Raw genomic sequence first — 25,109 nt, forward strand, 5'->3', positions numbered from 1 at the left:
TCGGCGTGACTGATCATCCTTCCTGCTGCAGAACCTTGAGCGCCGCGGATGCCAGAAACCCCGAACGGCTTTTTTCTTCCGGGTGATTCAGCACGTATTCATCAATACGATTCAACAGATAACCCGGCAGGGTAATGTTGAGTTTCTGAGCCTTGCCCAGGTACTTGGTGACATCAATGTCCACCACGGCCCACGTGCAGCCGGCGTACTGTGGGTTTGCCGCGTGCAGGGTAACTTTTTGCGCGGTGGGGATCGGCGCGCCATCCTCCGCGAGGATTTCGAAGTGCCCTTCGATCGCTTCCCGGGCCATGGCCATGGCGTCGTCGAGGTCTTCCCCGGCTGAGTAGCAGCCAGGAATATCCGGGACTTCCACACCCCAGGCGTGATCCTCGTCGCCGGTTGAAATTGCGATGGGGTAAAGCATGTCTATTGCCCTCCAGGGACGGTTAGCTCAACAGAGCCTGTTTCAAAATGCTCTTGGCGGTTTTGTCCAACAGGTCCTTCTTTGGATGAGGAATCGTCACCAGCCCCGGTTTTGTCGGGTGTTTGAAGTGATGATGACTGCCTCGGGTGCGCACCAGGTACCCGCCGTACGCAACAATGTGACCTATCAAATATCGACTATCCACATCACCTCCTTGTGGTGTGTGTTGGTGGTGACTATAACCACTGAAGATAAATTATCAACACTCTACCTACCAACGGTCGATGACTGTTGTTTCGGTAAGCGTTGTAGGCAGTGTATGAGCGCGCAGGAATGGCGTTGGAGAGAGGTATTGCGAGGTTTTTCGAAGGGTTACCGGGTGTGTGAAGACTGCGCAAGAACCGCGAGAAACGCATCAGCCAATACGCTTTTTCTTGCCGTAGGGGTCAGCACCAGCAACTGAGCACAGGCATCTGCCTCAGCCATCGGCTTATACGTAACGCCCTTATTCATCAAGCCCTGCGTGCATTCCGGCACCAATGCCACGCCTTGCCCGGCGGCCACCAGCGCAATGATCGAGGTGATCTGCCGTCCGGTCGGCCCGGCACGCAGGGGCACACCGTGGTGTCGATAAAGTTGCTCGATGGACTGGTTCAATCCCGACCCATAATCCGACGGAAACAGAATCAACGGGTATGCACTGAGCTGCGCCAAACTGACATCCGGCTGGCCGGCCAAAGGGCTGTCACTGGATACGGCCGCCACCAAGCGTTCCTCACCGAGCGATCGTGCTTGCACCTCTTGATTCTGCGGCAATAGGCGACTTAGCCCGATATCCAGCCGCCCGTCAGCCACTTGCACGCCGAGGCTGCCGGACGCGCATTCCACCAAGGTCAACTGCACCTCGGGAAAGCGTTGCGCAAAGGCCTGGATCGCCTGGCTGAACAGATCCGACAAGGCGATTGAGCTGACATAACCCAGCGACAATTGCCCCGCAGTGCCCGCCGCCAGTTTGCCGGCGATGACCTGCGCCAACGCCACCTGCTCCAACACCCCGCGTGCATAGGGCAGGAACGAACGGCCCTGAGCGGTGAGGGTCACCGTGCGGCTGGTGCGATCAAACAGCTTGAACCCCAACTCCGCCTCCAGCGCTGAAATCTGCCGGGTCAGCGGCGGCTGCGCCAGGTGCAGGCGAAGTGCTGCGCGGCCAAAGTGCAATTCTTCGGCGACCGTCAGAAAGTAACGCAGCTTGCGTAGGTCGAGCATCCTGATCCCTGGGTATTGATCGGTTCGAAATCGGTATTGGTTTAAGACCCGCCGGCCATTCTATAAAGACCTCACAAAATAAAACGAGAGGTTTCATGAAACCGCGCCTGCATTGTGCCCGGCTTGCCCTGTTCCTGTGTGGCTGCGCGGCGTTTCTTAACCTCTATGCCACCCAGAGCATCCTGCAGACCTTTGCCGCGCAGTTTCATATCAGCGCCAAGGCCGCGGGTTGGAGCATCACGGTCACCACCCTGGCCGTTGCAGTCACTGCACCCTTTGTCAGCCGGCTGACCGGGCGCTTCGAGCAACGTACCGTAATCAGCGTGGCCGCGCTGTTGTTGGCGGTGCCCGCACTGATGACCGCGTATGCCGACAGCTTTGCCGAAGTACTGGTATGGCGGTGCGTGCAAGGTCTGTTGATTCCGGTTGTGTTCGCGACCAGTGTGGCCTACATCGGTGACCGTTGGCGTGGCGGCACGGTCACCGAAGTCACCAGCCTTTATGTGGCGGGTACCGTGTTGGGCGGGTTCGCCGGGCGCTTTGTCACGGGGGTGATGACTGAGTACGTAGGCTGGCGGGAAGCCTTCGAATTGTTGGCGGTACTGAGCCTGATGGTGGGCGGGTTTATCCAGTTCCTGTTACCCGCTGCCCGGTTGCGAACCGATCGATTTAAAACCTCATCCTCGGGCGTTCTCCGCAAACCTTTGTTGGCCGCCTACGGCGTAGGTTTTTGCGTGTTGTTCTCCCAAGTCGCGGCCTTTACTTACGCGGGTTTGTACCTTGGCTTGCCGCCGTTCAACCTGGGACCTGCAGCGTTGGGCACGCTTTACATGGTGTTTTTGCTGGCCTTGATCGTGATTCCCATTGCGGGCCGCTTCAGCAAAGCCCGGCCCCACGCCGAGCTGCTGGGTATCGCCGCCGTGCTCGGCGTCAGTGGCTCGGCGCTGACCCTGGTGCCTTCGCTGGGCTGCATCGTAGTGGGCCTGGCGCTCAGTTCCACGGGCGTGTTCCTCGCCCAGGCCGCTGCCAATGCGTTCATTACCGCCACCGCCGGTGACAACAAGGCTGGCGCCGTGGGGGTTTACCTCACGTGTTACTACCTGGGCGGCAGTTGCGGTGCCATCGCACCGGCATTGATCTGGGAACAGTGGGGCTGGGCCGGCTGCGTGGCACTGATTATCGGTTTTCAACTGCTGACCCTGCTGATCGCCCTGACCGGCTGGAAGCCTCATCAACCTGAGTTGATTCAAACCCCATGAACGACACCGTCGCCGTGCCTGCCCGCGAAACATCCATGCGCCGCCGCGCGCTGATTACCGGTTGCGGCGCCCACGCCGTACACGATGGCCTCACCGACGTCATCTACGTGCTGCTGCCGATCTGGCAGGCGCAATTCGCCTTGTCCTACGCCCAAATCGGCCTGTTGCGCGGCGCCTACTCCGGGATGATGGCCGTGTTCCAACTCATGGCCAGCCGCGCCGCCAAACGTTGGGGCCGTGTACCGTTGCTGGTGGGCGGCACCGCGTTGGCGGGTATCGCTTACTTATTGGTGGGGCAAGCCACCGGGCTTGGCATGTTGTTGCTGGCGTTGCTATTGGGTGGGCTGGGAGCGAGTACCCAACACCCGCTGGCCTCTTCGATGATTACCGATGCTTATGAGGACGGTGGCGGGGTCAAGCAAGCGTTATCGCAGTACAACTTTTCCGGCGACATCGGCAAAACCCTGATCCCGGGGTTGGTTGGCTTGCTGCTCACTGTCATCAGTTGGCGTGCCAGCGCGACACTGCTGGGGTTGCTCGGGTTGGCGGCGGCGGGGTTGCTGTGGTGGTGGGTGCCTACTCACGTTGGCGAATCCGCCGCCACAAAAAACGCCAGGCCGCTCAACGGAACCGGCTCGGTCATTGGCCTGCGTGCGCTGATCCTCACCGGCACCCTCGACAGTGCCGTGCGCATGGGCTTCCTCACGTTCCTGCCGTTCCTGCTGCAAGCCAAAGGTGCGGGTACGGCGGGTATTGGCCTGGCCTTGACCCTGCTGTTCATCGGCGGTGCGTTCGGCAAATTGTTCTGCGGCTACCTCGGTGCCCGCATCGGCATGATGAAAACCGTATGGCTGACGGAAACCAGCACGGCACTGCTGATCGTCGCCGCCGTGTACCTGCCGCTGAGTGGCTTGATGGTGATGTTGCCGGTGTTGGGCCTGGTGCTGAACGGCACGTCTTCGGTGCTTTATGGCGCCGTACCGGACCTGGCCGGCGCCGGCAAACGCGAGCAGGCTTTTGCGGTGTTCTACACCGGCACGATAGGCGGCGGGGCGCTGGCGCCGGTGGTGTTTGGCGGGTTAGGCGATGCGTTGGGTGTGCCGCTGGCGGTGATGGTGCTGGCGGGGATGTTGTGTGTGACGTTGCCGTTGGCGTGGGTGGTGCAGCGGGGGATAACCGTGGACCGTTGACTGGCTCGTTTCGGATGGAAAACTCAGTTCCGTCCTACGTAATTGCATGGGCTGCATGGTTGTAAAGTTCGCGCTTCAAAAATCCCGGCGCACTTTTCGAATGCCTATCAATCAGTGACGAGTGGCTGTTGCGTGATAGGAAACGATCCGAATAAGCGTGCTATGCGCCAATGACGCATGGTCGTAGGTATGATATTTGTCGAATCACCCGTATTTACCGAGGATCTGCCAGCGCTACTGAGTGAGGAAAGCTACGGTGAGTTCCAGGAATTTCTTGCCGAAAACCCGACTGCTGGTGATGTCATCCAAGGGACCAATGGTCTGAGAAAGATCCGCTGAGCTGTGCAGGGGAGGGGCAAGAGGGGTGGTGTCAGAGTGATCTATTACCACCTCTGCATGGCCTATCAAATTCGATTGATCCTGATCTATCGAAAGGGCATCAAAGATGATCTCTCTGCGGTGGAAAAGAGCGTGCTGAGCGAAATTAACCGAAGGTGGGAGTGATGGAGAAAAAACTGTTCAATCGTCTGGTCGAAAGCATGACCCAGATGGACGAAATCGCACGGGGTGAGCGCGCCCCATCCCGCGAGTTTTTTGTTGATGCGTTGAAGGTAAAAGAGATTCGACAAGCCACAGGACTTTCACAAGCACGCTTTGCGAAGGCAATTGATGTGCCGGTGGGAACGCTTCAAAACTGGGAGCAGGGGCGACGTGAACCAGAGGGGCCGGCAAAGGCATTATTGCGTGCCTTATACAATGATCCGGATCACGTATTGGCCGCTCTGGGGCATCGATAAGTCTCTGAAAAGAATAATTTCAGGTCGATGGAAACCGGCTATTTGCGGGGTTTTGTGTTCGTTTGGCCTGAGTCAGCGTTTCGCGAGCTTGTGCGATAAATGCGATTGCTCTGAGATGCTCAGCAATATCAGCGTCAGCCTGGACTTGAACTAAATATTCGTTAATGGCTTCTTCACTGTCTAGCACGCCAGCCATGTCAAACGGTGTCAGTTTTCGCTTCATGTTAGCCACCTTGTTTAGCCAGTCGGCCGGTATGGCTAAGAATAATGATGTGCGCGAGACGTTGAGTTCAAACGTATCTGCAGGGTGTTCTGTTGCCGGAGGTTGCAACTCGTTGGGTGAGTCGGGAGTCGTTTCGTATCTTGCGGCATTGCCTACACAACGCTCAGAATCGTCTCAGTTGTGCGTCTTGGGCGAGCTCTTTAAGGTTCGTCTGCCGCTGCCCATCAGCGGTCGGGTTTAGTAGCCCGATGAAAATTTATCCGGCGTACGGCTGTCCTTATCGTCAGGCACTTTCATGCCTGTGCTTATTGGTAACTGTACGCAGGGCGTCTTCGGGCGCGCCGGTTTTCGGATGAATTTCCCCGGTCTACTAACCTGCGTACAGCTGCCACCCTTACTCTTTGAGGGGTGGTCCTGACCGAGGATCAACCGATGTGTACCGATTCCTGTAACCCTACCGCAACCCTGTTCAGCGTCCGCCCCGAAGCCAACACCGAAGCGTTGCTCGCCAACGCCTACGAAACCATTGCCGGTGCTGGCGCCATGACTAACGAGTTCGCCGACAGCCTGCCCGCCCACCATCGCTACCTGGCCCTGGCCATTCAGCAAATGATTGAATTGGGGCTGATGCTGGTGGAAGCGGCGCAGGACCGCGTGGACCGCGCCGCGTAGGTTCTTACGCGCACCGCAACAGGCTTGCCTTCCCAGGCCGCCCATACCAAGGGGGAGGGGAGCCCAAAAACGCAAGGCGCCTTAAAGGGACGAGGTCAACGTAAACGGAATGCGCAACGCGCCGATCGGCCCTTCCCGTGCTCCGCACATTTCATCGTGCACGCACTGCTGCACCAGCACGCAGGGAAACGGCGGAACCCGTTGCAACAGGTCGCGCAAATGCGTGGTGGAGCCGATACGCATCGGCTTGGCATCATCGTCCAGCAACGTCATCTCGACATGATCCAACCTGACGCGCGCGATGTAGAAACCACCCTCAAGCGACAGCAGTTCCAGCTCACGCACTTCGCCTTTTACCGCCAGTTCGGTCAGCATTTTCATATTCATGATTCACCCTCACTCTCGGTCGTTCATTGGCGACGGAAGAACAACGTGATCTGGCCCCATTCGACGCCGAATTTGGTCATGCTGGAACGGTTGATCAAAGTGTCCTCGTCCATCAAGTACATCCAGTCATCCAAGCTGACTTCGTACACCGAACCGTCCACTGGCAGGTTGAGTCGATAGCGCCAACGCAGTGCGTTACCCGCCACTTCGCCGATCGCCTCGCCGACCACATCACCGGCGCGCCCGCGCCAGCGGCCAGGGCCATCGGGTGTCAACGTCCACACTCGCTGCTGGCGCGTGCCATCGCTGTACAGGAACCGTTCGTCAAGAATTAGAGCGTTGCCCTCGCGCCGGCTGGTGATATTCACTTCAAAGCGCTTGGCCACTTCCCCCGAGCGCTTCTGGAAAATCCCCCACGCCTTGACGGGTTTGCTGAAGAAGCGTTGCAGGTCCAACTGCGGCTGCTGGTCGGCGTAGTGGTCGACCCCTACGCTGCCGCAGCTGGTTAGACTCAACACCAGTAACAATGAAACCAGTAGACGTGTCATTGCCCGGCTCCGGGATCGTACGTGGCGAAGTGCCAACGCTCAGACTTGATACTTGTACAGAAATATTGATTTGTACAGGTTTTACCGGACGAATGACCGATACCTCAAATCGCGCCCATAAAAAAACCGGTCACCAGGGACCGGTTTTTTACGCATCCCTCGTCAGAACTATCCTGACGTGAGTGCACTATTTGAGTGGAGCGGGTAGAGGGAATCGAACCCTCAACTAAAGCTTGGGAAGCTTTCGTTTTGCCACTAAACTATACCCGCTCAGAGCGGCTGACTTTGTACCAGATGTTCGCCGGGATTTGAAGTTTTTCTTCGAAAAATGTGTGGGTTGCGTTCATCCAGCCAGTCGACGAACGGACCCCATGCTCGCGCAAGCTTGTGTGGGAGCGGGCTTGCCTGCGATGGCGTCACCTGAGTGCAACTGATACACCGAGGCGCTTGCATCGCGGGCAAGCCCGGCTCCCACATAAGCGGTTCAGATCGCAAAGGCATGCTGCGTCTGCCCTGGGTGATAGCGCAATCGGCTAACCTGCCGCTCCGGTTTCAAAAAGCCCACCACGGCCTCTCGGCTATCCCGGCATGCTGCTTTGTGTTCCATGTCCAGAAAATGCCCGGTCGCCTGGATGGTGCTGAAGCTGCTGTTGGCCACATGCTGGCCAAACAACTTGGCGTCCTGGGCGCTGGTGTATTCGTCCCATTCGCCATTCAAAAACAGCACTGGAATGTCGATCTGCCGGGCCGCCTTGAGGTAGCACAGCCGATCGCTGTTGAGTACGTGGCTGATGTGGAAGTGCATCTGCCCATATTCGTGCTCGGCCAGGCTACTGACGTGTTTGTAGTTAAAGCGTTTGAACAGCGACGGCAGGTGTTTGCCGATGGTGCTGTTGACCAGGTGGCCGACGCGGTCGCGGTCGAGGTTGCCGAGGTAGTCGACGCCACGTTCAAGGTAGTCGCGCATGGGCGCGTTGATCACTGGGGAGAACGAGCTGATCACCGCCTTTTCCACGCGCCGCGGCCGGTGGGCGAGGGCAACCAGGGTGGCCGCGCCGCCCCAGGAAAACGACAGCACGTGTTCAGCGGCGAAGTGGTCGATGAGTTCCAGCAGCAGCTGGCCTTCGATTTCCTTCGTCAGCATCTTCTCATGGCGATTATGGATTTTGGAGCGACCGGCGTAGGGCTGGTCGTACAAAACCACGTTGAATTGCGGGTACAGGCTTTTCACGGTTTGGGCGAAGGACGCCGTGGTGGCCATGGAGCCGTTGACCAGGATAATGGTCTTGGCAGCTGCGTCCGCGCGATAGAACTCCGTGTAAACCCGATACTGACCCTGTATATCCAGCACAGCGATTTCTGGCCTCATGTCGTAAGACTCCTGGCAAGCGGGTAGTGCGCGCAGATCACTCTGCACGAGCTTTGTGACAGGTAGGCATACGCCTGGAAGAGGAGGGCCCATATCGGTCCGATGGCGGCTGGCCGAGAGGTGTTGTTATGGCGGGCTGTTTGCCTGGGAAGCCCGTAGATCAAGCGCGGGCGGGGCAAGGTGTTTCTTGGAGGTTATAGGCGACTCGCCAGTCATAATTTGGCTGACGTCTTGATTCAAGCAGCACAGCCGCCGCCTCGCAAGGCAATAGGCTGGTTTTTTGCCATCACCGGCCGAACGGTCGTCAGACTTGGGCGATTTCGTCGTCACTCAGCGCCCGATATTCACCCGCAGCAAGGGATGCATCCAGCACCAAAGGCCCCATTCGCTCACGGTGCAGGCCGATCACCTTGTTATCAAAATGCCCGAACATACGCTTCACCTGATGATAGCGGCCTTCGATGATGCTCAGCCGCGCTGTCCTTGGCCCTAGCAGTTCCAGCTCGGCGGGTTGGGTGGTGAGGTCTTCAAACGCGAAATACAGACCCGCAGCAAACGTCACCGCGTACTCCGGGCCGATGGCCTGCTCGGTTTGTACGAGGTAAACCTTGGGCAATTTGGTCTGCGGCTGGGTCAGGCGCCGTGACCACTGGCCGTCGTTGGTGATCAGCATCAGCCCGGTGGTGTTGAAATCCAGGCGGCCGGCAATATGCAGTTCGCCCTTGTCGGGTTCATCCAGCAAGTCGAGGACCGTGACGTGTTGCGGGTCCGAGGTGGCGCTGACACAGCCTTGAGGTTTGTGCAGCATGAAATAACGCGCCGGTTTGCCGGCCTGCACAACCTCATCGTCAACGCACACGCGGCTGAATTCGCGCACGTCATGGTGCGGATCGCTGGCGGCCACACCATCCACCGTCACCCGTCGCTCAATCAGCAGCAAGCGAACTTGCTGGCGATTGAAACGCGGCAAATTGCTGAGGAAACGATCAACGCGCATTACGCTGAACCCGCCTCACGCAATTGCGCATCCACCTGCGCGCAACGCGGGCACAGGCAAGCGGTGTTGCGCAGTTCGTCGGGCAGGGCTTCGAGCACCGCCGGGTCAATGGCGACGCTGTAGCACCAGCAGGCCTGGTCGGCGGTGCGCGGGTCGGCCAGGGCGCAGTCGTTGCGGGCACCACAGGCGGGGCAGAGGTTTGGCGTGGTCATCGGTCGGTTCAGGCTGTATCGGGCAGGGCTATGCAGTTCCCCGCACGATACAGCGCCGCCGCGCTATTGCAAGCTGTGCAGGTAGCCACGCCAGCCGCCGAAGTGGCTGATATCCAGGGCACCCGTCAAACCGTAGGGCTCGCAGATGAACCCACTTTCCCAGCGCCCGTCCGCCAGTTGCACCTTGCCGATGCCCAAGGGCGCAGGGATGCCGGTCAGGAATGACCCGAGTTCGCCGCTCGGCAGCTCCCACACTTCCACCTCGATGGCCACGCCACCCTCGCTCACCCGCAGCATGCCGGGGCGATAAGGTGGCCCGCCGGCCAGGGCGAACAATTGATAGTCCGCTGAGCTGTGGGTGCGCTCCAGCAAGCGGGCGCCCCGGCGTAATAATTGCGGGTTAAGCGCCAGCCCTTGCAGGTGCGCGCCGCACACCACCAGCCGCGTGACGTCGTGGCTGGCGCTGCTTGCCGGTGCGCCCAGTGACGCATCCTGCTGGCGTTGCAACGCATCGGCTACACCCAGCAGGTATTGATCGGTAAACGCCCGACCAAACAGCGTCACGCCCCAGGGCAAACCGTTTTCCATCAAGCCGCTGGGCACGGCGACGGCCGCGTAGTCGAGCAAGTTCATGAAGTTGGTGTAGTAGCCCAGTTCGGCATTGCGCAGCACCGGTTCGGCACGCAGTTCTTCCAGCGTGACCGGGCGACCGATGGTCGGCGTCAGCACGCAATCGAGTGCTTTCAGCAAGAGGTCACATTGCGCTTTCAAGCTTTGCAGACGGTACTGAGCACGGAAGGTGTCGACGCCGCTCACCGCTGGCGCCTTGGCCAACACGGCACGAATCACCGGCAGCACCGCTTCTGGATCACGCGCCATCAATTCACCCGCGACGCTGTAGCGCTCGGCCACCCACGGCCCTTCGTAGAGCAGGCGTGCGGCTTCGAGGAAGGGCGACAGGTCCAGCGTGACGGGCTCGCCGCCGAGGGCAATCAAGCGCGCGATGGCCTGCTGGAACAGCTGTGGGCCTTGCTCGCAGCCGAAGAACTCCAGGTCCTGCTCGCGGGGTACGCCAAAGCGAAACGGCTTCGGCGTTCCGAACGCCGAGGCATCATTCCAGGCCGGGTTCTGGCGGCTGTAGGCGTCCAGAGAGTCCAGCCTGGCGGTCAACGCCAGCAACTGGCTGGCTTCGCGCGCGGTGCGGGTAAAGGTGGTGACGCAATCCAGCGTACGGCACGCCGGCACCACGCCCGCCGTGGAAATCAGCCCTTTACTCGCCTTGAGCCCCACCAGGTTATTCAGCGCCGCCGGCACCCGCCCGGAACCGGCGGTGTCGGTGCCCAGGGCAAAACTCGCCACGCCCAGGGCGACGGCCAGCGACGACCCCGCGCTGGAGCCGCCCGATGGATACTCCGGCAACACACTGTTGGGGCAGGCGCCATAGGGCGAGCGGCTGCCATTGAGCCCGGTGGCGAATTGATCCAGGTTGGTCTTGCCCAGCGGCACCGCGCCCAGGGCGATCAGTTGCTCGACAATCGTCGCGCTGCGCGTCGGCACATAGGCAAAGGCCGGGCACGCCGCTGTGGTGGGAATGCCCGCCAGGTCGATGTTGTCCTTGATCGCAAACGGCACGCCGAACAGCGGCAGTTCGGACGGTTCGCGAGCGTCCAGTGCCGCCAGGTACGGCTCCAGTTCCGCCACGCTGAGCAGGTGGATAAACAGGTGATAGTCGGGGTTCAACTGCGCAGCTTTTTCGCGCAATTGCAGCACCAGATCGCGGGGTGTGGTGTCGCCGCTGAGGTAGGCATTGCGCAGGTTGTCCAGTTGCAGATTCATGGCTTGTCCGCCTGTCGAAAAAGAAAAGTCAGTCACGTTCCAGCACCACCACCCGTTGCCCGGCGCTGATGCCGCTGCCGGGTTGCACCGGAATCTCGCGCACGGTACCGGCGAAGGGTGCCACTACCGGGATTTCCATCTTCATGGACTCAAGAACCACCAGCACATCGCCGGCCGACACTTGATCACCCGTCGCCACCTGGACTTGCCAGAGGTTGCCGGCGAGAGGGCTGTCGACGCTGACTTCGTTGGCCTGTAGAGGCGCGTCTGCGCCGATTGGCGCGGCCAGTTCTTCACTGTCGTAATGCGCCTGGCCGCTGGCGATCCAGCGTTCGCGCTCGGCATTAAAAGCGTGCTGCTGGTGCGCGCGAAACGCGTCGATACTTGAGGCCTCCCGCGCGAGAAAATCCTGGTAATCCGCCAGGTTCAACTGGCTGTGCTCGATGCCCAGCTCAAAGCGCCCCAGAGGGAAATCGCGACGAATTTGCACTAACTCATCGCTGCTCACCGGGTAGAACCGTATCTGGTCAAAGAACCGCAACAACCACGGCTTGCCGTCAAATGCTGCAACTTCCCGGTAGCGGTTCCACATCTGTAACGTGCGCCCGACAAACTGATAGCCGCCCGGGCCCTCCATGCCATACACGCACAGGTAAGCGCCGCCGATGCCCACCGAGTTTTCGGCGGTCCAGGTGCGGGCCGGGTTGTATTTGGTGGTCACCAGGCGGTGGCGCGGGTCCAGCGGGGTCGCCACCGGCGCGCCGAGGTAGACGTCGCCCAGCCCCATCACCAGGTAGCTGGCGTCGAACACGGTGTGGCGTACTTCATCGAGGTTGGCCAGGTCGTTGATGCGCCGGATGAACTCCAGGTTGCTCGGGCACCACGGCGCGTCCTTGCGCACGGTGGTCATGTATTTTTCGATCGCCAGCTGGCACGCCGGGTCGTCCCACGACAGTGGCAAATGCACGATGCGCGAGGGCACTTGCAGGTTCGGCGTGGCGCACACGGCGGCCCAGTGCGTGGTGATCAGCGGCAGCAGGTCGGCCAGTGGCAGTTGTTCGGGCTGGTAGTGGATTTGCAGGGTGCGGATGCCCGGCGTCAGGTCGATCACGCCGTGCAGGGCGCGGGCTTCAAGCGCCTGCATCAGGGCGTGGGCGCGAAAGCGCAGTACCAGGTCGAGTTCGGCGGCGCCAATTTCCAGCAGCAGGTGGGTGTCGCCGGCGAGGCGCGCGACGAGGCGGGTGTCGGCTTGGCCGATGTCCAGCACCACAGGCGACTCGAGGTTAAGTGGAGGGTGGCCAGTGTGGGCGCCGGGCTTGCCCGCGATGGCATCACTGGGGTCTGCTTGAAGTACCGAGTGGCTGCTATCGCAGGCAAGCCCGCTCCCACATTGATCCCATTTCAAGGCGAGATCACGGGCGGTCTGAATGTTCACCGGCTCGAAGCGCAGCTTGTCACCAGCCTTGAGCTGCCCCAGCTGCCAGAGGTCCGCCTCGATCACCGTCACCGGGCACACAAACCCGCCCAGGCTTGGCCCATCCGGCCCGAGGATCACCGGCATGTCGCCAGTAAAATCCACTGCCCCTATCGCGTAGGGATTGTCATGGATGTTCGACGGGTGCAGCCCCGCTTCGCCGCCGTCCGTGCGCGCCCAAACAGGCTTCGGCCCGATCAGCCGCACGCCGGTGCGGCTGGAGTTGAAATGCACTTCCCATTGGGTGGCGAAGAAGGTGTCGATGTACTCGGGCTTGAAGTATTCCGGCGCACCGTGCGGGCCATAAATCACTCGCAGCGTGCGTGTTTGCGCCAAGGGTTCGGCGACCAGGCGTTGCCCCGCGCTTGTGTCCTGCAATGGCAACACGTGCAGCACATCACCCGCGCGCAAAGCCCGCCCGCCATGCCCGCCGAACTGGCCAAGGGTGAAGGTGCTTTTGCTGCCCAGGTAGTCCGGCACTTGCAGCCCGCCACGCACGCACAGGTAACTGCGCGCGCCTGGTCCTGCGAGGCTGCCAAGGCTTAAGACCGCACCGGGCTCAATCAACAGCGCGGTATTCATCGGCACCGCTTGCTCGTTCAGCAACAGTGGAATATCGGCGCCCGTCACTGCCACAACGGCAGCACAATTGAAGCGCACCGTCGGCCCGCTCATGGTGATTTCCAACGCGGCGGCGCCGTCGCTATTGCCCAACAGGCGATTACCCAAGCGCAGCGCACGGCTGTCCATCGGCCCGGACGGCGGCACGCCGACGGCCCAGTACCCGAGGCGCCCCGGGTAGTCCTGCACACTGGTTTGCGTGCCGGCGCTGAGCACCTCAAAGGTGTCGGCGCTGTAGACCAGGCCTTCCAGGCAGCGCGTCCATGGCCGACCGCTGGCGAAGGGCGTGGCCAGCAAAATCTGGCGCAGGTAGTCGCGGTTGGTTTCCACGCCGTAGAGCTGGCTGTCGCTCAAGGCCTGATGCAAATCCAGGCGCGCCTGTTCGCGGGTCGGCGCCCATGTAATGAGCTTGGCGATCATCGGGTCGAAGTACGCTGGAATCTCGCAACCGGCTTCTACCCAGGTATCGATCCGCAACCCCTCGGTAGCCGGGAAGTCCACGCGGGTCAACAGGCCAGGGCTCGGCTGGAAATCCTTGCCCGGGTCTTCCGCATACAGTCGCGCTTGAATGGCATGGCCACGGGGGTGCAGCGCAAGCCCACTCAATGGCGGTAATTCACCCGCCGCCAGTTGCACCATCCAGCGCACCAGGTCCACGCCCCACACTTGCTCGGTGACGCCGTGTTCCACCTGCAGGCGCGTGTTCACTTCCAGGAAGTAGAAGCGACCATCGGCGCTGTCAAAGATAAATTCCACGGTGCCGGCGCTGCGGTAGTTCACGGCTTTGGCCAGGGTGATAGCGGCCGAGCACAAGGCCTCAGCCATGCCTTCGGGCAGGTTCGGTGCGGGGGTTTCTTCGAGGACTTTCTGGTTGCGCCGTTGCACGGAGCAGTCGCGCACGCCGAGGGCGATCACCTCTCCAGTGCCGTCGCCGAACACCTGCACTTCCAGATGGCGAGCGTGCTCGATGTACTTCTCGATGAACACACCGGCGTCGCTGAAATTGTTCTGCCCCAGGCGTTTGACTGCCTCGAAGGCGTCGCTCAACTCGGCTGCGCTGTGGCACACGCGCATGCCAATGCCACCACCGCCGGCGGTGCTTTTGAGCATGACTGGATAGCCCACCGTGTCGGCCGCTGACAGCGCTGCATCAAGGCTGTCCAGCAGCTCGGTGCCTTCCAGCAACGGGATCTGGTGTTGCTTGGCCAAGGCCCGCGCGGTGTGCTTGAGACCGAATACGCGCAGTTGTTCAGGCGTCGGCCCGACAAAGGCGATACCCGCGTTTTCGCAGGCTTCGGCGAAGGCGGCGTTTTCCGAGAGGAAGCCGTAGCCGGGATGAATCGCCCTGGCCCCACAGGCCTTGGCGGTGGCGAGGATTTTTTCCACCGCCAGGTAGGTATTGGCCGCCGCGCCTTCACCGAGGCTATAGGCTTCGTCGGCCTGCTGGATATGCAGGCTGGCCGCATCGGCTTCGGCGTACACGGCGACGCCTTTGACGTGCAGCTCACGCAAGGTGCGCAGGATGCGGCAGGCGATGGCGCCACGGTTGGCGATCAAGAGTTTTTCGAACATGGCAAAACCCTGCGGGCCGTCCCGCCAATTGGGGTACGCGCCAGGGTCGTCCATGGCGCAAATCTCGGGTGGTGAAAGCGGTCAACTGTGGGAGCGGGCTTGCCCGCGATGGCGGTGTGTCTGTCCCCTTATTTATTGGATGATTCACCGCCATCGCAGGCAAGCCAGCTCCCACAGGGAACCTTCAGCGTTTTTGCAGGCACTGCCCGGCGCGGGATTGGCACAGCGTGAACAACCATTTACGCAGGCGCTTGAGTTTCAGTTCCATACCAGTAACTCCGCAGGGGTCGGGTTGTAGGCGTTGCACGGATTGTTCAGTTGCGGGCAGTTGGAAATAAGCACGATCACATCCATTTCCGCGCGCAGGTCGACGTACTTGCCGGGGGCGGAAATACCGTCTTCAAAGGTCAACCCGCCGTCGGCCGTGACCGGCACATTCATGAAGAAATTGATGTTCGGCCCAATGTCGCTTTTACCCAGCCGACCGTCGTGGGCGCAGGCGCGCAGGTAGTTATCGCGGCAGCTGTGCATGTAGCGTTTTTCCAGGGCATAGCGCACGGTGTTGCTCTCTTGGGCACAGGCGCCACCGAGGGTGTCGTGGCGCCCGCAGGTGTCGTCGACGAGGGTCAGCATCGGCTGGCCAAGGTTGGAATACAGCACGCTGCCGGTGCCCAGGTACACGCTGTTTTGCCGACGTAACGTGCGCTGCACGTCGTAGCGCTCGCGTGGGTTTTTAAGGCTGTAGAACAACGTGTCGACAGCCTGGTTGCCTTCAAGGTCGAGGATGCGCAAGGTCTGGCCGGCCTTGACCTCCATCAGCCAGGGCTCGCCGGCGGGAATAGTGGCGCGGTACACGGCCGCGTCCGGGTGTTTCAGTGCGATAGACATGGCAGTTCCTCAGGCGAACAGGCGGTCGGTGTTGATAAAGCCGCGCTCGTTTTCCGGGCGCGAGGTGCGGCAGTGTTCGGCGACACTGGGGTCGGCGTTCATCCAGCTGAGTTTCAGCGGCTGTGGGGCGTAGTTCGGGTTGGGGTCCATCGGATGTTGCAAGGCGGTCAGCACCACCAGCGTGTCCATCGGCGCGTAGAGCTCGATGTAGTCGCCAGCCTTGGAATTGCCCGGCACGAAGTGCAAGCCACCGTCGCTCTCTACGCTGACGCGGCTGAACAGGTTGAGGGTCATCAGCAGGTCGGACAGCCCCAGCCCCCACTTGCCCAATTCCACCAGCAGGTTATCGGTGCCGTTGCGAAAGAAGCCGTTGCGCAGCTCCTGATAGCGGCCCTGGCCGTATTTCTCGGCCACTTCGGACGCACACAACACACCGCCGATGCTGTCACTCCAGCCGCAGGTGTCGGCGGTAATGGCGGCCAGCACGCGGCCCATGTCCGAGTACAGGCAGTGGCCGCTGGTGAGCTTGGCGGTGTGTTGGCACTTGAGGCTGTCGGGCAGGTTCAGGCGCTCGGTTTTTTCGTTGGCGTTGAGCAGGGTCAGGCTGACGTTGGCACCGCCACGAATGTCGGTGAGGCGCAGCAGTTGGCCGCGCTTGAGCACGAAGGAGCGGTGGCCGCCGCCGGGCAGCATTTCTTCCGCGAACGGGGGGAACAGTTGAGTGGAATCGGTCATTTGGAAGTGGCTCCAAGTTCGGCGGCGAGCGCTTTGCGGCGCTCGCTGTTCAAAGGGATGTCGTAGGTGATGCGGGCGCCATAGGCGCCGGGTGCGTGGGGGTCGAGGCGAACCTTGTCGAACACCAGCAAGCGCGTGCCGAGGCTGAAGCCTTCACTCAGGTCGTGGGTGACCATGAACACCGTCAGCCGGGTTTCGCGCCACAGCGCCAGCAGCAACTGGTGCATGTCTTTACGAATGCCCGGGTCGAGGGCGCCGAAGGGTTCGTCCAGCAGCAATACGCGAGGTTTCATGATCAGGGCCTGGGCGATGGCCAGGCGTTGTTGCATGCCGCCGGAGAGCTGCGCCGGGTATTTGTCCAGCGCGTGGCCCAGGCCGACCTTGAGCAGCAGTGCCGCAGCCTGTTCCCGTGCGTGGTGTTTGGCGCTGCCGAACAGCCGCCCCAGCAACGGCGAGCGGGGCAGCTCAAGGCCGAGGGCGACGTTATCCAGTACGGTCAAATGCGGGAACACAGAGTAGCGCTGGAACACCACGCCACGGCTCGCATCCGGCTCGGCGGCGAGCGCCTGGCCATCCAGCAGAATCTGGCCCTTGCTCGCAGTTTCCTGGCCCAGCAGCAGGCGCAGGAAGGTGGATTTACCGCAGCCCGAGGTGCCGACCAGCGTGCAGAACTCACCCTCATCGACCTGCAGGTTGAGCCCTTCAAGTACGACCTGGTCGCCATAGCGCTGCCACACATTGTTGACGCTGATAAAGCTCATGCCCGCGCTCCTTCGTACCAGGGGAACGCACGCCGGGTCAGGGTTTTGAGGCCCCAGTCCATCAGCCAAGCGAGCAGGGTGATCCACACTACGTAAGGCAAAATCACGTCCATCGCCAGGTAGCGGCGCACCAAGAAAATCCGGTAGCCCAAACCGTCGGTGGAAGCGATGGCTTCGGCGGCGATCAGGAACAACCACGCCGAGCCGAGCATCAACCGCAGTGAGATCAGCAGGCGCGGTAGCAATTGCGGGAGCACCACGCGCAGCATCAAGGTCCAGGTGGAGGCGCCGAGGGTCTGCGCCTTGACCAGCAACTCGACGGGAATTTCCCGGGCGCGCTGTTCCAGATCGCGCGCCAGGGCCGGTGTGATGCCGATGACGATCAGCATCACCTTGGACAATTCCCCCAACCCGAACACGATGAACAGAATCGGCAGGATCGCCAGCGGCGGCACCATCGAGAGCACCGTGAGCAGCGGCGACAACGGCGCGCCAAACAGCGGCAGCGTTCCGGCGGCGATGCCCAGGCACAGACCGGCGAGGGCACTGATACCCAGGCCGATGGCCAGGCGGCGCAGGCTCGACGCGCTGTCTTGCCACAGCACGTATTCACCGGTGCGGGTGTCGGCGCTGAACGCCAGGCGCTTTATGGCGTCGCCCATTTGTACGGCGCTGGGCAGCAGCTTGTCGTTGGGGTTGTCCGCCAGGCGCTCGGCCGAGCCCAAAAAGTAGGCGAACAGCAGCAGGGCGAACGGCAGCATCACCAACAACAGGCGGCTGGAGCGTTCCGGGTGACGGTTGATCAGGCGCATGGCCGGGTCCTCTTACAGCGTGCCGTCGGCGGCCATCTGCACGTAGCGGGGGTCGAACTGCAGCTTGAGGTTGGTTTTGTCGCCGCTGGTCACGCCGTTGGCGAAGCTCATGCCCACGGCGCTGGTGTCCTTGGCACCTTCGCCGAGCAGGCCGTGTTCAAACGAGAACTCGGCGACCTTGCGCATGGTGGCGGGCAACTGCGCGCTGGTGGCGAAGGCCAGGGCTTCCTTGGGCGTGGCGAACAGCTTGGTGGTGTCCAGTTGCGACTGGAAACCCTTGAGGTCGGTGCCGGAGGCTTTGGCCATGTGCTCCAGCGCGTCGGTGCTGGCAGCGTTTTTGGCGTTCATCAGCGCAACCACTTCGAACCAGGCGCCGGTCAACGCTTTGCCCAGCTTGGGGTTGTCTTTGAGGGTCTGGGTGTTGACCACCATCATGTCCATGATTTCGCCGGGCACTTTGCTGGAGTCGAACACTTCGGTGACGCCCGGTTTGGCCTTGATCTCAGAGAGCATCGGGTTCCAGGTGGTGACGGCTTGCACCTGGTCGGTGTTGAAGGCCGCGGCGATATCGGCGTCGGAGGTGTTGACTACTTTCAAGTCTTTTTCGGTGAGATCGGCCGACTCCAGGGCGCGGGCCAGCAGGTAGTGGGACACCGAGAGTTCCACCAGGTTGACGTTCATGCCCTTGAGGTCAGCCACGGTCTTGCCGGTGCCCTTGATCACCACGCCATCGTTGCCGTTGGAGAAGTCGCTGACCACCAGCGCGGTGCTGTCCACGCCTCCGGCGGCAGGAATGGTCAGGGCGTCCATATTGGTCATGGTGCAGCCGTCGAACTGGCCGGCGGTGTACTGGTTGATGGATTCGACATAGTCATTGAGCTGCACCATGTCGATCTTGATGCCGTACTTCTTGGCCCACTTGTCGAGGATGCCTTGGCTGCCAGCGTATTCCCACGGCATCCAACCGGCGTAGATGGTCCAGCACACACTGAAGTGGTCTTTGGTGGCGGCTTGGATTTGAACGCTCATTACGGCGGCAAAGGCGGCGGCGAGCAGGGCGGGTAAACGGATTGAGGGCATGGGGCTTCTCCAGTTGATCAAGGGCGAGCAGGAGCAACGCGGCACCGTGAACGGTGGCTTGTCTCCCGGGCTTTTATCCCGCCGTGTAACCTCAACTGGAGGTCGCCAACTCTCGGACCAGCCACTCGCGATCAGCGAGCCGGAACCCTAGTCAGCCATTGCAAATTGTGGTGCCGCGAACCTGTAATAAATCCTGCACGAGGGAGGTAAAGCGAGAGTCGTGCCAAGTGAGGCAAGCGCCCGGCTTTTCAGCCGGGCAGGGGCGCCGTGGGGCTTGCGCGCGAAGGGTTGTGCGTCAGGTCGGTGCGCCGGCGCACAGTAATGAGGCGATTACCGCTGGAACTTGCTCGCCAGGCCATTCAGCGTGGATGCCGTAGTGCTGACAGAAACCCGGTTGTTGGAAAAGGTCAGTCCCAGGGCGTTGGCGAGCCGGACGACACCTGGCTGCAGCGCAGATGTACCAAGTTGTTACAGAAACGCACCAGATTCGGTTTTTGATGTCAGATGTTTTGTCATTCAGTGAAAGATGAATGCCGCCCTCCAGCGTCGCTGGAGGTGCTCTCCCGCGGTCCAGGAGGCCGCCATGTATCGACGACTGCTGCTTAGCGCTTTATTCGGCCTGACCCTTTCTGCGTGTGTGCCTTATTACGATGGCGCCGCCACTTACTATCGCTCGGAGGTCTATACCGCACCGGCCCCAGCCTATTACTACGGTGGCCCCACCTACTCGTATGGACGCAGTTACTACGCGCCGCCACGTTACTACCAGCCGGCGCCACGTTACTACCAGCCAGCGCCGCGTTATTACCCAAGGCCTGCTTACCGGCCGTACCCGAACCAGGGCTGGGGAGGCGGTCACTGGGGCAATGGTGGCCGAGGTCGTGGATCTGATCATGGAGGGGGGCGCGGCGGCCACCGGTAGCAGGTCTGGACGTGAGGCGGCGCATCAAGCGCCGCTTTTTTTGCGCTGCGGTTTATCGGTACTGTCAGTTTTAACAGCTATCGTCAGTGTTTCAGATGCAGTTCACTGTGGGAGCGCCGTTGTGCGTGTCCAGGGAACCCGTGGGCAGTCGCTGTGGCAAAGCCCCAAGGTCGACGTGGATGATTTTTCCGATCGTTTCATTGGCGCACTCTTCACGCCGGGCAAAGGGCAGGAGCGGGAAAACGGCCACCTGGACAAGTGCCTATACCGCATGGGCAACGGCCAGATTATGGCTTTGCGGTATGACACGCCGGGGAAGCTCGACACCATGTCGCTCACCGCCACTTTGCATTGGCAACTCACCACTGATCCGTTGAATCAGGACGTCTGCATCTGCCAGGACAGCCAGCCGGACAATTGTTCATTCACGGTCAGGCGGCTGCACTGATCACCTGTCAGTAGTCTGATAAGTCGGCCAGGGGGTTTCTGCCTTCCCACGCCTTGGTAAAGTGTGCCTGGACTACGGCGTCCGGGACTGTGTTGATATCGGGCCAATGCCAATGGGGCTGCTGGTCCTTGTCGATCAAACGCGCCCGCACGCCTTCGCTGAACTCCGGGTAACGGCAGCAATTGAGACTCAAGGTGTATTCCATCTGGAACACTTGGGCCAAAGACAGGTGCCGAGCCCGCTGGATCTGTTCCCACACCAGGTGCGCAGTCAGCGGGCAACCTTCACTGAGTGTCTTGCCGGCGCGGCTGAAGAGAGGGTCGGCATGCTCGCGCAACGGGCTCAAGGCTCGCCAGGCACACCGCACATCTCCCACATCGAGCCATTCATCGATTTGCGCACGGCGTGGTAGCCATTGCGCCTCGGGTTGCTGGCTGACGGCCTCCTGGGCCAGCGCCTTGAGCAGGCTGTTGAGCTGCGCTGCGGTTTGTTCCTGCCAGTTCAGTTGCAGCAGGCCTTCTATCAATTCTTCTTGTTGGTCATCGCGCAGGAAACGATCGGCCAGGCCCAGGTCCAGCGCATCACGGCCATTGATGTGCGCACCGGTGAGGCCAAGGAATAAACCGAGTTTGCCCGGCAGCCGCGACAGGAACCAACTGGCCCCTACATCCGGGTACAGCCCGATGCTGATCTCGGGCATTGCCAAGCGACTGCTCGGCGTGACGATACGCACCGACGCGCTTTGCAGCAGGCCCATGCCGCCGCCCAATACATAGCCGTGGCCCCAGCAAATCAGTGGTTTTGGGTAGGTATGCAGGCGATAGTCGAGGCGGTATTCGGCAGCGAAGAACTGCGCGGCCAGGGCAGGCACTTCGCCGGGGAGTTCACGGCAGGCCTCGGCCAGGCTGCGGACTTCACCGCCGGCGCAAAAGGCTTTTGGCCCATTGCCGCGTAGCAGCACGCAGACGATATTGGGGTCTTTGGCCCAGGCATCCAGGCGATCGCTCAAGGCCAGGATCATGGGCAAGGAGAGCGCATTGAGAGACTTTTCAGCGTCCAGGCTGGCGATGCCGAGGCGGGCACCGTCGCTGCCGGTCAGCTCTTCGAAGTGCAGGTTCATCGTGACCTCAATCGAGAAAGTGAAGGTTCAGTATGATCGCTTCAACGGAAAGTGCCGGTTGTGTATCAGATCAATTGACAAGCGGGGTCGGCTTTCCTAGGGTTCGCCCATTCTTTTTTACACGATGAACACACCATGACCGAAGGCGACCGTATCAAACTCGAACCCAGCTGGAAACATGCCCTGCGGGATGAGTTCGACAAGCCCTACATGGCCGAACTGCGCGAATTCCTGCGCCAGGAGCATGCCGCCGGCAAAGAGATTTACCCGCCGGGCCCGCTGATTTTCAATGCGCTTAACTCCACGCCGCTGGACAAGGTCAAGGTGGTGATCCTCGGCCAAGACCCGTACCACGGCCCTGGCCAGGCCCATGGTCTGTGTTTTTCGGTGCAACCGGGGGTGCCGACGCCGCCGTCCCTGGTGAATATTTACAAAGAGCTCAAGCGCGACCTGAACATCGACATTCCCAACCACGGTTGCCTGCAAAGCTGGGCCGATCAGGGCGTGCTGATGCTCAACACCACCATGACCGTGGAGCGCGCCAATGCCAACGCGCATGCGGGTAAAGGCTGGCAGTTCTTTACCGACCGAGTTATCGAAGTGGTCAGTGAGCATCAGCCGCACCTGGTGTTCCTGTTGTGGGGCGCCCACGCGCAGGGCAAACAAAAGCTGGTGGATGCGACCAAACACCTGGTGCTTACGTCGGTGCATCCATCGCCGCTTTCGGCGTATCGCGGGTTTCTGGGGTGCGGGCATTTCAGCCGGACCAACAAGTTTCTTGAGCAGAATGGTGAGGCGCCGATTGAGTGGCGGTTGCCGTCACTCTAAGGCTCAACACCGTCCAATGTAGGAGCTGGCTTGCCTGCGATGGCATCACCTCGGTCTGACTGAAACATCGAGGTGCCTGCATCGCAGGCAAGCCAGCTCCCACCTTGGAATTCAGTGAAGGCTTTAAACTTATTCCGGCTGGCGGTTCCAGTGCCGGAACAGCGGCTCCGCCAGAAACAGCACAAACAACAAGCGCATGACCTGCATCGCCGTTACCAAAGGCACCGACAGTTGCAAGGTCTCGGCGGTGAGGCTCATTTCGGCAATGCCGCCCGGCATCATGCCCAGCGTCAGTGAGCGCAAGTCCAATTGCGTCAGGGCGCTCAAGCCCACTGCCGCCAATGTCGCCAGCGCCATGGTCAACGCCGTACCTACCAGCGTACGCGCCATGAACGACGGTGCCCGACGAAAGAACTGACGGTTGAAGTGGCAGCCCAAACCGCTGCCGATCAGCCATTGACCGATCTGGCTGCCGCCGTCGGGCAAGCCGATATGCAAGTCCCAGACAACACTGGCAGTCGCGCTGACCAGCAGCGGCCCGAACAACCACGGGTTGGGCTGGCGCAAACGCTGCCAGCCCCAGGCCACCAGTGCGCCAAGCGGAAACAGCAGCGCCAGCCACGTCCAGCTCACGGGCGCCGGATGAAACTGCGGCGCACCGCCTTCCAGCAAATACTTGAAGATCGCGGGCACACACAGCACCACCACCAGCACGCGCAAACTCTGCCCTGCCGCGACACGGCTGAGCACCGCGCCGTTGCGTGCGCCGAGGTTGACCATCTCCCCGGAGCCGCCCGGCATGCTGGAGAAAAACGCAGTGGCGCGGTCTTCACCGCTGCGGCGCATCAACCACACGCCGACGATGCTCGACACGCTGGTGATCAGCGCGCCGAAGAAAATCAGGCCGAAGTGGCTCATCACCTGCTCGATCACCACCGGGGTGAAGTGCAGGCCGATGCCGATGCCCACCACCCATTGGCCGCATTTGCGCCCGCCGGGAATCTCCGCCAACTGCCACGGCGTCAGGCAGCGCACCAGAATGATCGCCAGCAACGAGCCGACCATATACGGCAAAGGCCAGCCGACGAGGCTGGCCAGGTAACCGCCGGCCAGGCCGACCAGCGGTGTTGCCCACCATTGTTTAAAGGTGACCTCAGACATCGGCCAGGGCACGACGCTGCAGGGCACGTTTACGGTAGATACGCACCAGCGGGAAGGCCAGCATCAGCACGGTCAGCACCCACACCCCGAAGGTGATCGGGCTTGACCAGAGGATGTCCAGCGCACCGTTGGAGATCGACAGTGCGCGGCGCAGGTTCTGCTCCATCAGGCCACCGAGGATAAAGCCCAGCAGCACCGGCGACAGCGGGAAGTCCAGCTTGCGCAGGAGGTAGCCGAAGATGCCGATGCCGACCATCAGGAACAGGTCGAAGGTGGTGGCGTGAACCGCGTACACACCGATTGCAGTGATGATGGCGATCACTGGCACCAGCGCCCAGTTCGGCACGGCGAGGATGCGCGTGAAGATGCGGATCATCGGGATGTTGAGGATCACCAGCATGATGTTGGCGACAAACAACGACGCGATCAGGCCCCAGACGATGTCCGGCTGTTGTTGGAACAGCAGTGGGCCGGGGGTGATGTTGTACAGCGACAGGGCGCCGATCATCACCGCCGTGGTGCCCGAACCTGGCACGCCCAGGGTCAGCATCGGCACCAGCGCGCCGCACGCGGAAGCGCCGATCGCGGTTTCCGGCGCAGCGAGGCCGCGCATGTCACCCTGGCCGAATTTGCCGCTGGCACCGGCCAGGCGTTTCTCGGTCATGTAGGCAACTGCTGACGCCAGCGTTGCACCGGCACCTGGCAATACGCCCATGATGAAGCCCAGCAGGCCGCAGCGGATGTTAACCACGAACACCGAGGAAGCTTCCTTCAGGTTGAACATCATCCGCCCGGTGGCCTTCACCGCTTCCTGGCCACGGTGGGTTTTTTCCAGCAGCAAAAGAATCTCGCTGATGGAGAACAGGCCCAGCACCAACACCACAAATTGAATGCCATCGGTGAGGTGGATGTTGTCGCCGGTAAAGCGGTACACGCCGCTGTTGGCGTCGATACCGACGGCCGAGAGGAACAGGCCGATCAGCGCTGCAACAAATGTCTTCAGCGGTTTGTCACCGGCCATGCCGCCGAGGCAGACAATCGCGAAGACCATCAGTACGAAATATTCCGCCGGGCCGAAGGCAATCGCCCATTTGGCCAACAAAGGCGCAAACAGCACCATGCCGCAGGTGGCGATGAACGCGCCGATGAATGAACTCCATGCCGACAACGACAGCGCTACACCGGCCAGGCCTTTGCGGGCCATCGGGTAGCCGTCGAGGGTGGTCATCACGGTGGAGGCTTCGCCAGGGATGTTCAACAGGATCGAACTGATACGGCCGCCGTACTCGCAGCCCAGATACACCGCTGCCAGCAGGATCAACGCCGATTCCGGCGGCAGGCCCAGGGCGAACGCGATGGGGATCAACAAGGCCACGCCGTTGATCGGGCCCAGGCCCGGCAGCAGGCCGACCACGGTGCCGATCAAGGTGCCGCACAGGGCGGTCACCAGGTTATAAGGGGTCAGTGCAACGCCGAAGCCCTGGCCCAAATAGCTGAACGTATCCAT

Annotated in this window: 26 protein-coding genes, 1 tRNA gene, 1 pseudogene and 1 riboswitch; of the genes and pseudogenes, 8 read left to right on the top strand and 20 right to left on the bottom strand. The window is 61.2% G+C overall.

The window, feature by feature from the left end:
• Positions 1-13 precede the first annotated feature (13 nt).
• The 3 genes from ACLBW8_RS13920 to ACLBW8_RS13930 all read right to left on the bottom strand — a co-directional run bounded on the left by ACLBW8_RS13920 (position 14) and on the right by ACLBW8_RS13930 (position 1,690).
• Entirely contained in the window at positions 14-424 is a 411-nt protein-coding gene (locus tag ACLBW8_RS13920) for a type II toxin-antitoxin system HicB family antitoxin (protein ID WP_128586742.1), read from the bottom strand.
• A gap of 22 nt (positions 425-446) precedes the next feature.
• Entirely contained in the window at positions 447-629 is a 183-nt protein-coding gene (locus ACLBW8_RS13925; RefSeq protein WP_447805592.1) for a type II toxin-antitoxin system HicA family toxin, read from the bottom strand.
• Positions 630-796: 167 nt separating this feature from the next.
• Positions 797-1,690, bottom strand: coding sequence for a LysR family transcriptional regulator (locus ACLBW8_RS13930; protein WP_447805593.1), 894 nt, complete (start codon positions 1,688-1,690; stop codon positions 797-799).
• Positions 1,691-1,785: 95 nt separating this feature from the next.
• Here ACLBW8_RS13930 and ACLBW8_RS13935 point away from each other — a divergent pair, with 95 nt between their 5' ends.
• The 4 genes and pseudogenes from ACLBW8_RS13935 to ACLBW8_RS13950 all read left to right on the top strand — a co-directional run bounded on the left by ACLBW8_RS13935 (position 1,786) and on the right by ACLBW8_RS13950 (position 4,936).
• Complete coding sequence (locus tag ACLBW8_RS13935; RefSeq protein ID WP_447805594.1) at positions 1,786-2,949, top strand: MFS transporter; 1,164 nt, start codon at positions 1,786-1,788, stop codon at positions 2,947-2,949.
• A complete protein-coding gene (locus tag ACLBW8_RS13940; protein WP_447805595.1) occupies positions 2,946-4,139 on the top strand; it encodes an MFS transporter in 1,194 nt (397 codons plus the stop codon). Before ACLBW8_RS13935 ends, ACLBW8_RS13940 begins: the two co-directional genes overlap by 4 nt.
• Before the next feature lie 189 nt (positions 4,140-4,328).
• Positions 4,329-4,643: pseudogene (locus ACLBW8_RS13945) on the top strand (hypothetical protein).
• Positions 4,643-4,936, top strand: coding sequence for a helix-turn-helix domain-containing protein (locus tag ACLBW8_RS13950; RefSeq protein WP_064451284.1), 294 nt, complete (start codon positions 4,643-4,645; stop codon positions 4,934-4,936). Before ACLBW8_RS13945 ends, ACLBW8_RS13950 begins: the two are co-directional and overlap by 1 nt.
• Positions 4,937-4,955: 19 nt before the next feature.
• Here the strand turns inward: ACLBW8_RS13950 and ACLBW8_RS13955 are convergent, their stop codons facing one another.
• Entirely contained in the window at positions 4,956-5,159 is a 204-nt protein-coding gene (locus ACLBW8_RS13955) for a hypothetical protein (RefSeq protein WP_447805596.1), read from the bottom strand.
• Between the two features lie 432 nt (positions 5,160-5,591).
• Here ACLBW8_RS13955 and ACLBW8_RS13960 point away from each other — a divergent pair, with 432 nt between their 5' ends.
• Positions 5,592-5,831 carry a DUF6124 family protein gene (locus ACLBW8_RS13960; protein ID WP_064451286.1) on the top strand — a complete coding sequence of 80 codons (240 nt, stop codon included), beginning with the start codon at positions 5,592-5,594 and terminating at the stop codon, positions 5,829-5,831.
• 81 nt (positions 5,832-5,912) lie between these two features.
• Here ACLBW8_RS13960 and ACLBW8_RS13965 read toward each other — a convergent pair whose 3' ends face one another.
• From ACLBW8_RS13965 to ACLBW8_RS14025, 13 genes are all read right to left on the bottom strand, one after another.
• Positions 5,913-6,218, bottom strand: coding sequence for a DUF6482 family protein (locus ACLBW8_RS13965; protein ID WP_221294183.1), 306 nt, complete (start codon positions 6,216-6,218; stop codon positions 5,913-5,915).
• 23 nt (positions 6,219-6,241) lie between these two features.
• Complete coding sequence (locus ACLBW8_RS13970) at positions 6,242-6,766, bottom strand: DUF3833 domain-containing protein (RefSeq protein WP_064451288.1); 525 nt, start codon at positions 6,764-6,766, stop codon at positions 6,242-6,244.
• A gap of 196 nt (positions 6,767-6,962) precedes the next feature.
• Positions 6,963-7,036, bottom strand: a tRNA-Gly gene (locus tag ACLBW8_RS13975).
• A gap of 214 nt (positions 7,037-7,250) precedes the next feature.
• A complete protein-coding gene (locus ACLBW8_RS13980) occupies positions 7,251-8,135 on the bottom strand; it encodes an alpha/beta fold hydrolase (RefSeq protein WP_447805597.1) in 885 nt (294 codons plus the stop codon).
• 304 nt (positions 8,136-8,439) lie between these two features.
• Entirely contained in the window at positions 8,440-9,132 is a 693-nt protein-coding gene (locus tag ACLBW8_RS13985; RefSeq protein ID WP_447805598.1) for a 16S rRNA pseudouridine(516) synthase, read from the bottom strand.
• Positions 9,132-9,344 carry a cysteine-rich CWC family protein gene (locus tag ACLBW8_RS13990; RefSeq protein WP_447805599.1) on the bottom strand — a complete coding sequence of 71 codons (213 nt, stop codon included), beginning with the start codon at positions 9,342-9,344 and terminating at the stop codon, positions 9,132-9,134. Before ACLBW8_RS13990 ends, ACLBW8_RS13985 begins: the two co-directional genes overlap by 1 nt.
• A gap of 63 nt (positions 9,345-9,407) precedes the next feature.
• A complete protein-coding gene (gene atzF, locus ACLBW8_RS13995; protein ID WP_447805600.1) occupies positions 9,408-11,180 on the bottom strand; it encodes an allophanate hydrolase in 1,773 nt (590 codons plus the stop codon).
• A 28-nt stretch (positions 11,181-11,208) separates the two neighbouring features.
• The gene (gene uca, locus ACLBW8_RS14000; protein WP_447805662.1) at positions 11,209-14,847 is read right to left on the bottom strand and encodes an urea carboxylase; all 3,639 of its coding nucleotides are present in this window, start codon (positions 14,845-14,847) and stop codon (positions 11,209-11,211) included.
• A gap of 258 nt (positions 14,848-15,105) precedes the next feature.
• Entirely contained in the window at positions 15,106-15,735 is a 630-nt protein-coding gene (locus ACLBW8_RS14005) for an urea amidolyase associated protein UAAP2 (protein WP_064451293.1), read from the bottom strand.
• Between the two features lie 9 nt (positions 15,736-15,744).
• Positions 15,745-16,470 carry an urea amidolyase associated protein UAAP1 gene (locus tag ACLBW8_RS14010; protein WP_064451294.1) on the bottom strand — a complete coding sequence of 242 codons (726 nt, stop codon included), beginning with the start codon at positions 16,468-16,470 and terminating at the stop codon, positions 15,745-15,747.
• Positions 16,467-17,231 carry an ABC transporter ATP-binding protein gene (locus tag ACLBW8_RS14015; protein ID WP_064451295.1) on the bottom strand — a complete coding sequence of 255 codons (765 nt, stop codon included), beginning with the start codon at positions 17,229-17,231 and terminating at the stop codon, positions 16,467-16,469. The genes ACLBW8_RS14010 and ACLBW8_RS14015 overlap by 4 nt, the downstream gene beginning before the upstream one ends.
• Positions 17,228-18,043 (bottom strand): ABC transporter permease, encoded by an 816-nt coding sequence (locus tag ACLBW8_RS14020; protein ID WP_064451296.1) that lies wholly within the window; start codon positions 18,041-18,043, stop codon positions 17,228-17,230. Before ACLBW8_RS14020 ends, ACLBW8_RS14015 begins: the two co-directional genes overlap by 4 nt.
• Before the next feature lie 12 nt (positions 18,044-18,055).
• Positions 18,056-19,123, bottom strand: coding sequence for a putative urea ABC transporter substrate-binding protein (locus ACLBW8_RS14025; protein ID WP_447805601.1), 1,068 nt, complete (start codon positions 19,121-19,123; stop codon positions 18,056-18,058).
• Positions 19,124-19,183: 60 nt separating this feature from the next.
• Positions 19,184-19,285: riboswitch (guanidine-I (ykkC/yxkD leader) on the bottom strand.
• Positions 19,286-19,706: 421 nt separating this feature from the next.
• Between ACLBW8_RS14025 and ACLBW8_RS14030 the strand changes: the two genes are divergently transcribed.
• Together ACLBW8_RS14030 and ACLBW8_RS14035 are read left to right on the top strand one after the other, a co-directional pair.
• Positions 19,707-20,045: a hypothetical protein gene (locus ACLBW8_RS14030; protein WP_447805602.1), complete on the top strand. Its 339-nt coding sequence runs from the start codon at positions 19,707-19,709 to the stop codon at positions 20,043-20,045.
• Complete coding sequence (locus ACLBW8_RS14035) at positions 20,005-20,493, top strand: DUF3757 domain-containing protein (protein WP_447805603.1); 489 nt, start codon at positions 20,005-20,007, stop codon at positions 20,491-20,493. Before ACLBW8_RS14030 ends, ACLBW8_RS14035 begins: the two co-directional genes overlap by 41 nt.
• A 7-nt stretch (positions 20,494-20,500) precedes the next feature.
• On the opposite strand, the gene ACLBW8_RS14040 is transcribed toward ACLBW8_RS14035, so the two are convergent.
• Entirely contained in the window at positions 20,501-21,613 is a 1,113-nt protein-coding gene (locus ACLBW8_RS14040; RefSeq protein ID WP_447805604.1) for an enoyl-CoA hydratase/isomerase family protein, read from the bottom strand.
• Between the two features lie 135 nt (positions 21,614-21,748).
• Between ACLBW8_RS14040 and ung the strand changes: the two genes are divergently transcribed.
• Positions 21,749-22,441: a uracil-DNA glycosylase gene (gene ung, locus ACLBW8_RS14045; protein ID WP_447805605.1), complete on the top strand. Its 693-nt coding sequence runs from the start codon at positions 21,749-21,751 to the stop codon at positions 22,439-22,441.
• Between the two features lie 129 nt (positions 22,442-22,570).
• On the opposite strand, the gene ACLBW8_RS14050 is transcribed toward ung, so the two are convergent.
• The gene (locus ACLBW8_RS14050) at positions 22,571-23,602 is read right to left on the bottom strand and encodes an AbrB family transcriptional regulator (protein WP_064451301.1); all 1,032 of its coding nucleotides are present in this window, start codon (positions 23,600-23,602) and stop codon (positions 22,571-22,573) included.
• Entirely contained in the window at positions 23,595-25,109 is a 1,515-nt protein-coding gene (locus tag ACLBW8_RS14055) for a tripartite tricarboxylate transporter permease (protein ID WP_064451302.1), read from the bottom strand. The genes ACLBW8_RS14050 and ACLBW8_RS14055 overlap by 8 nt, the downstream gene beginning before the upstream one ends.

The sequence above is a fragment of the Pseudomonas sp. M5A4_2d genome, from assembly GCF_053345295.1.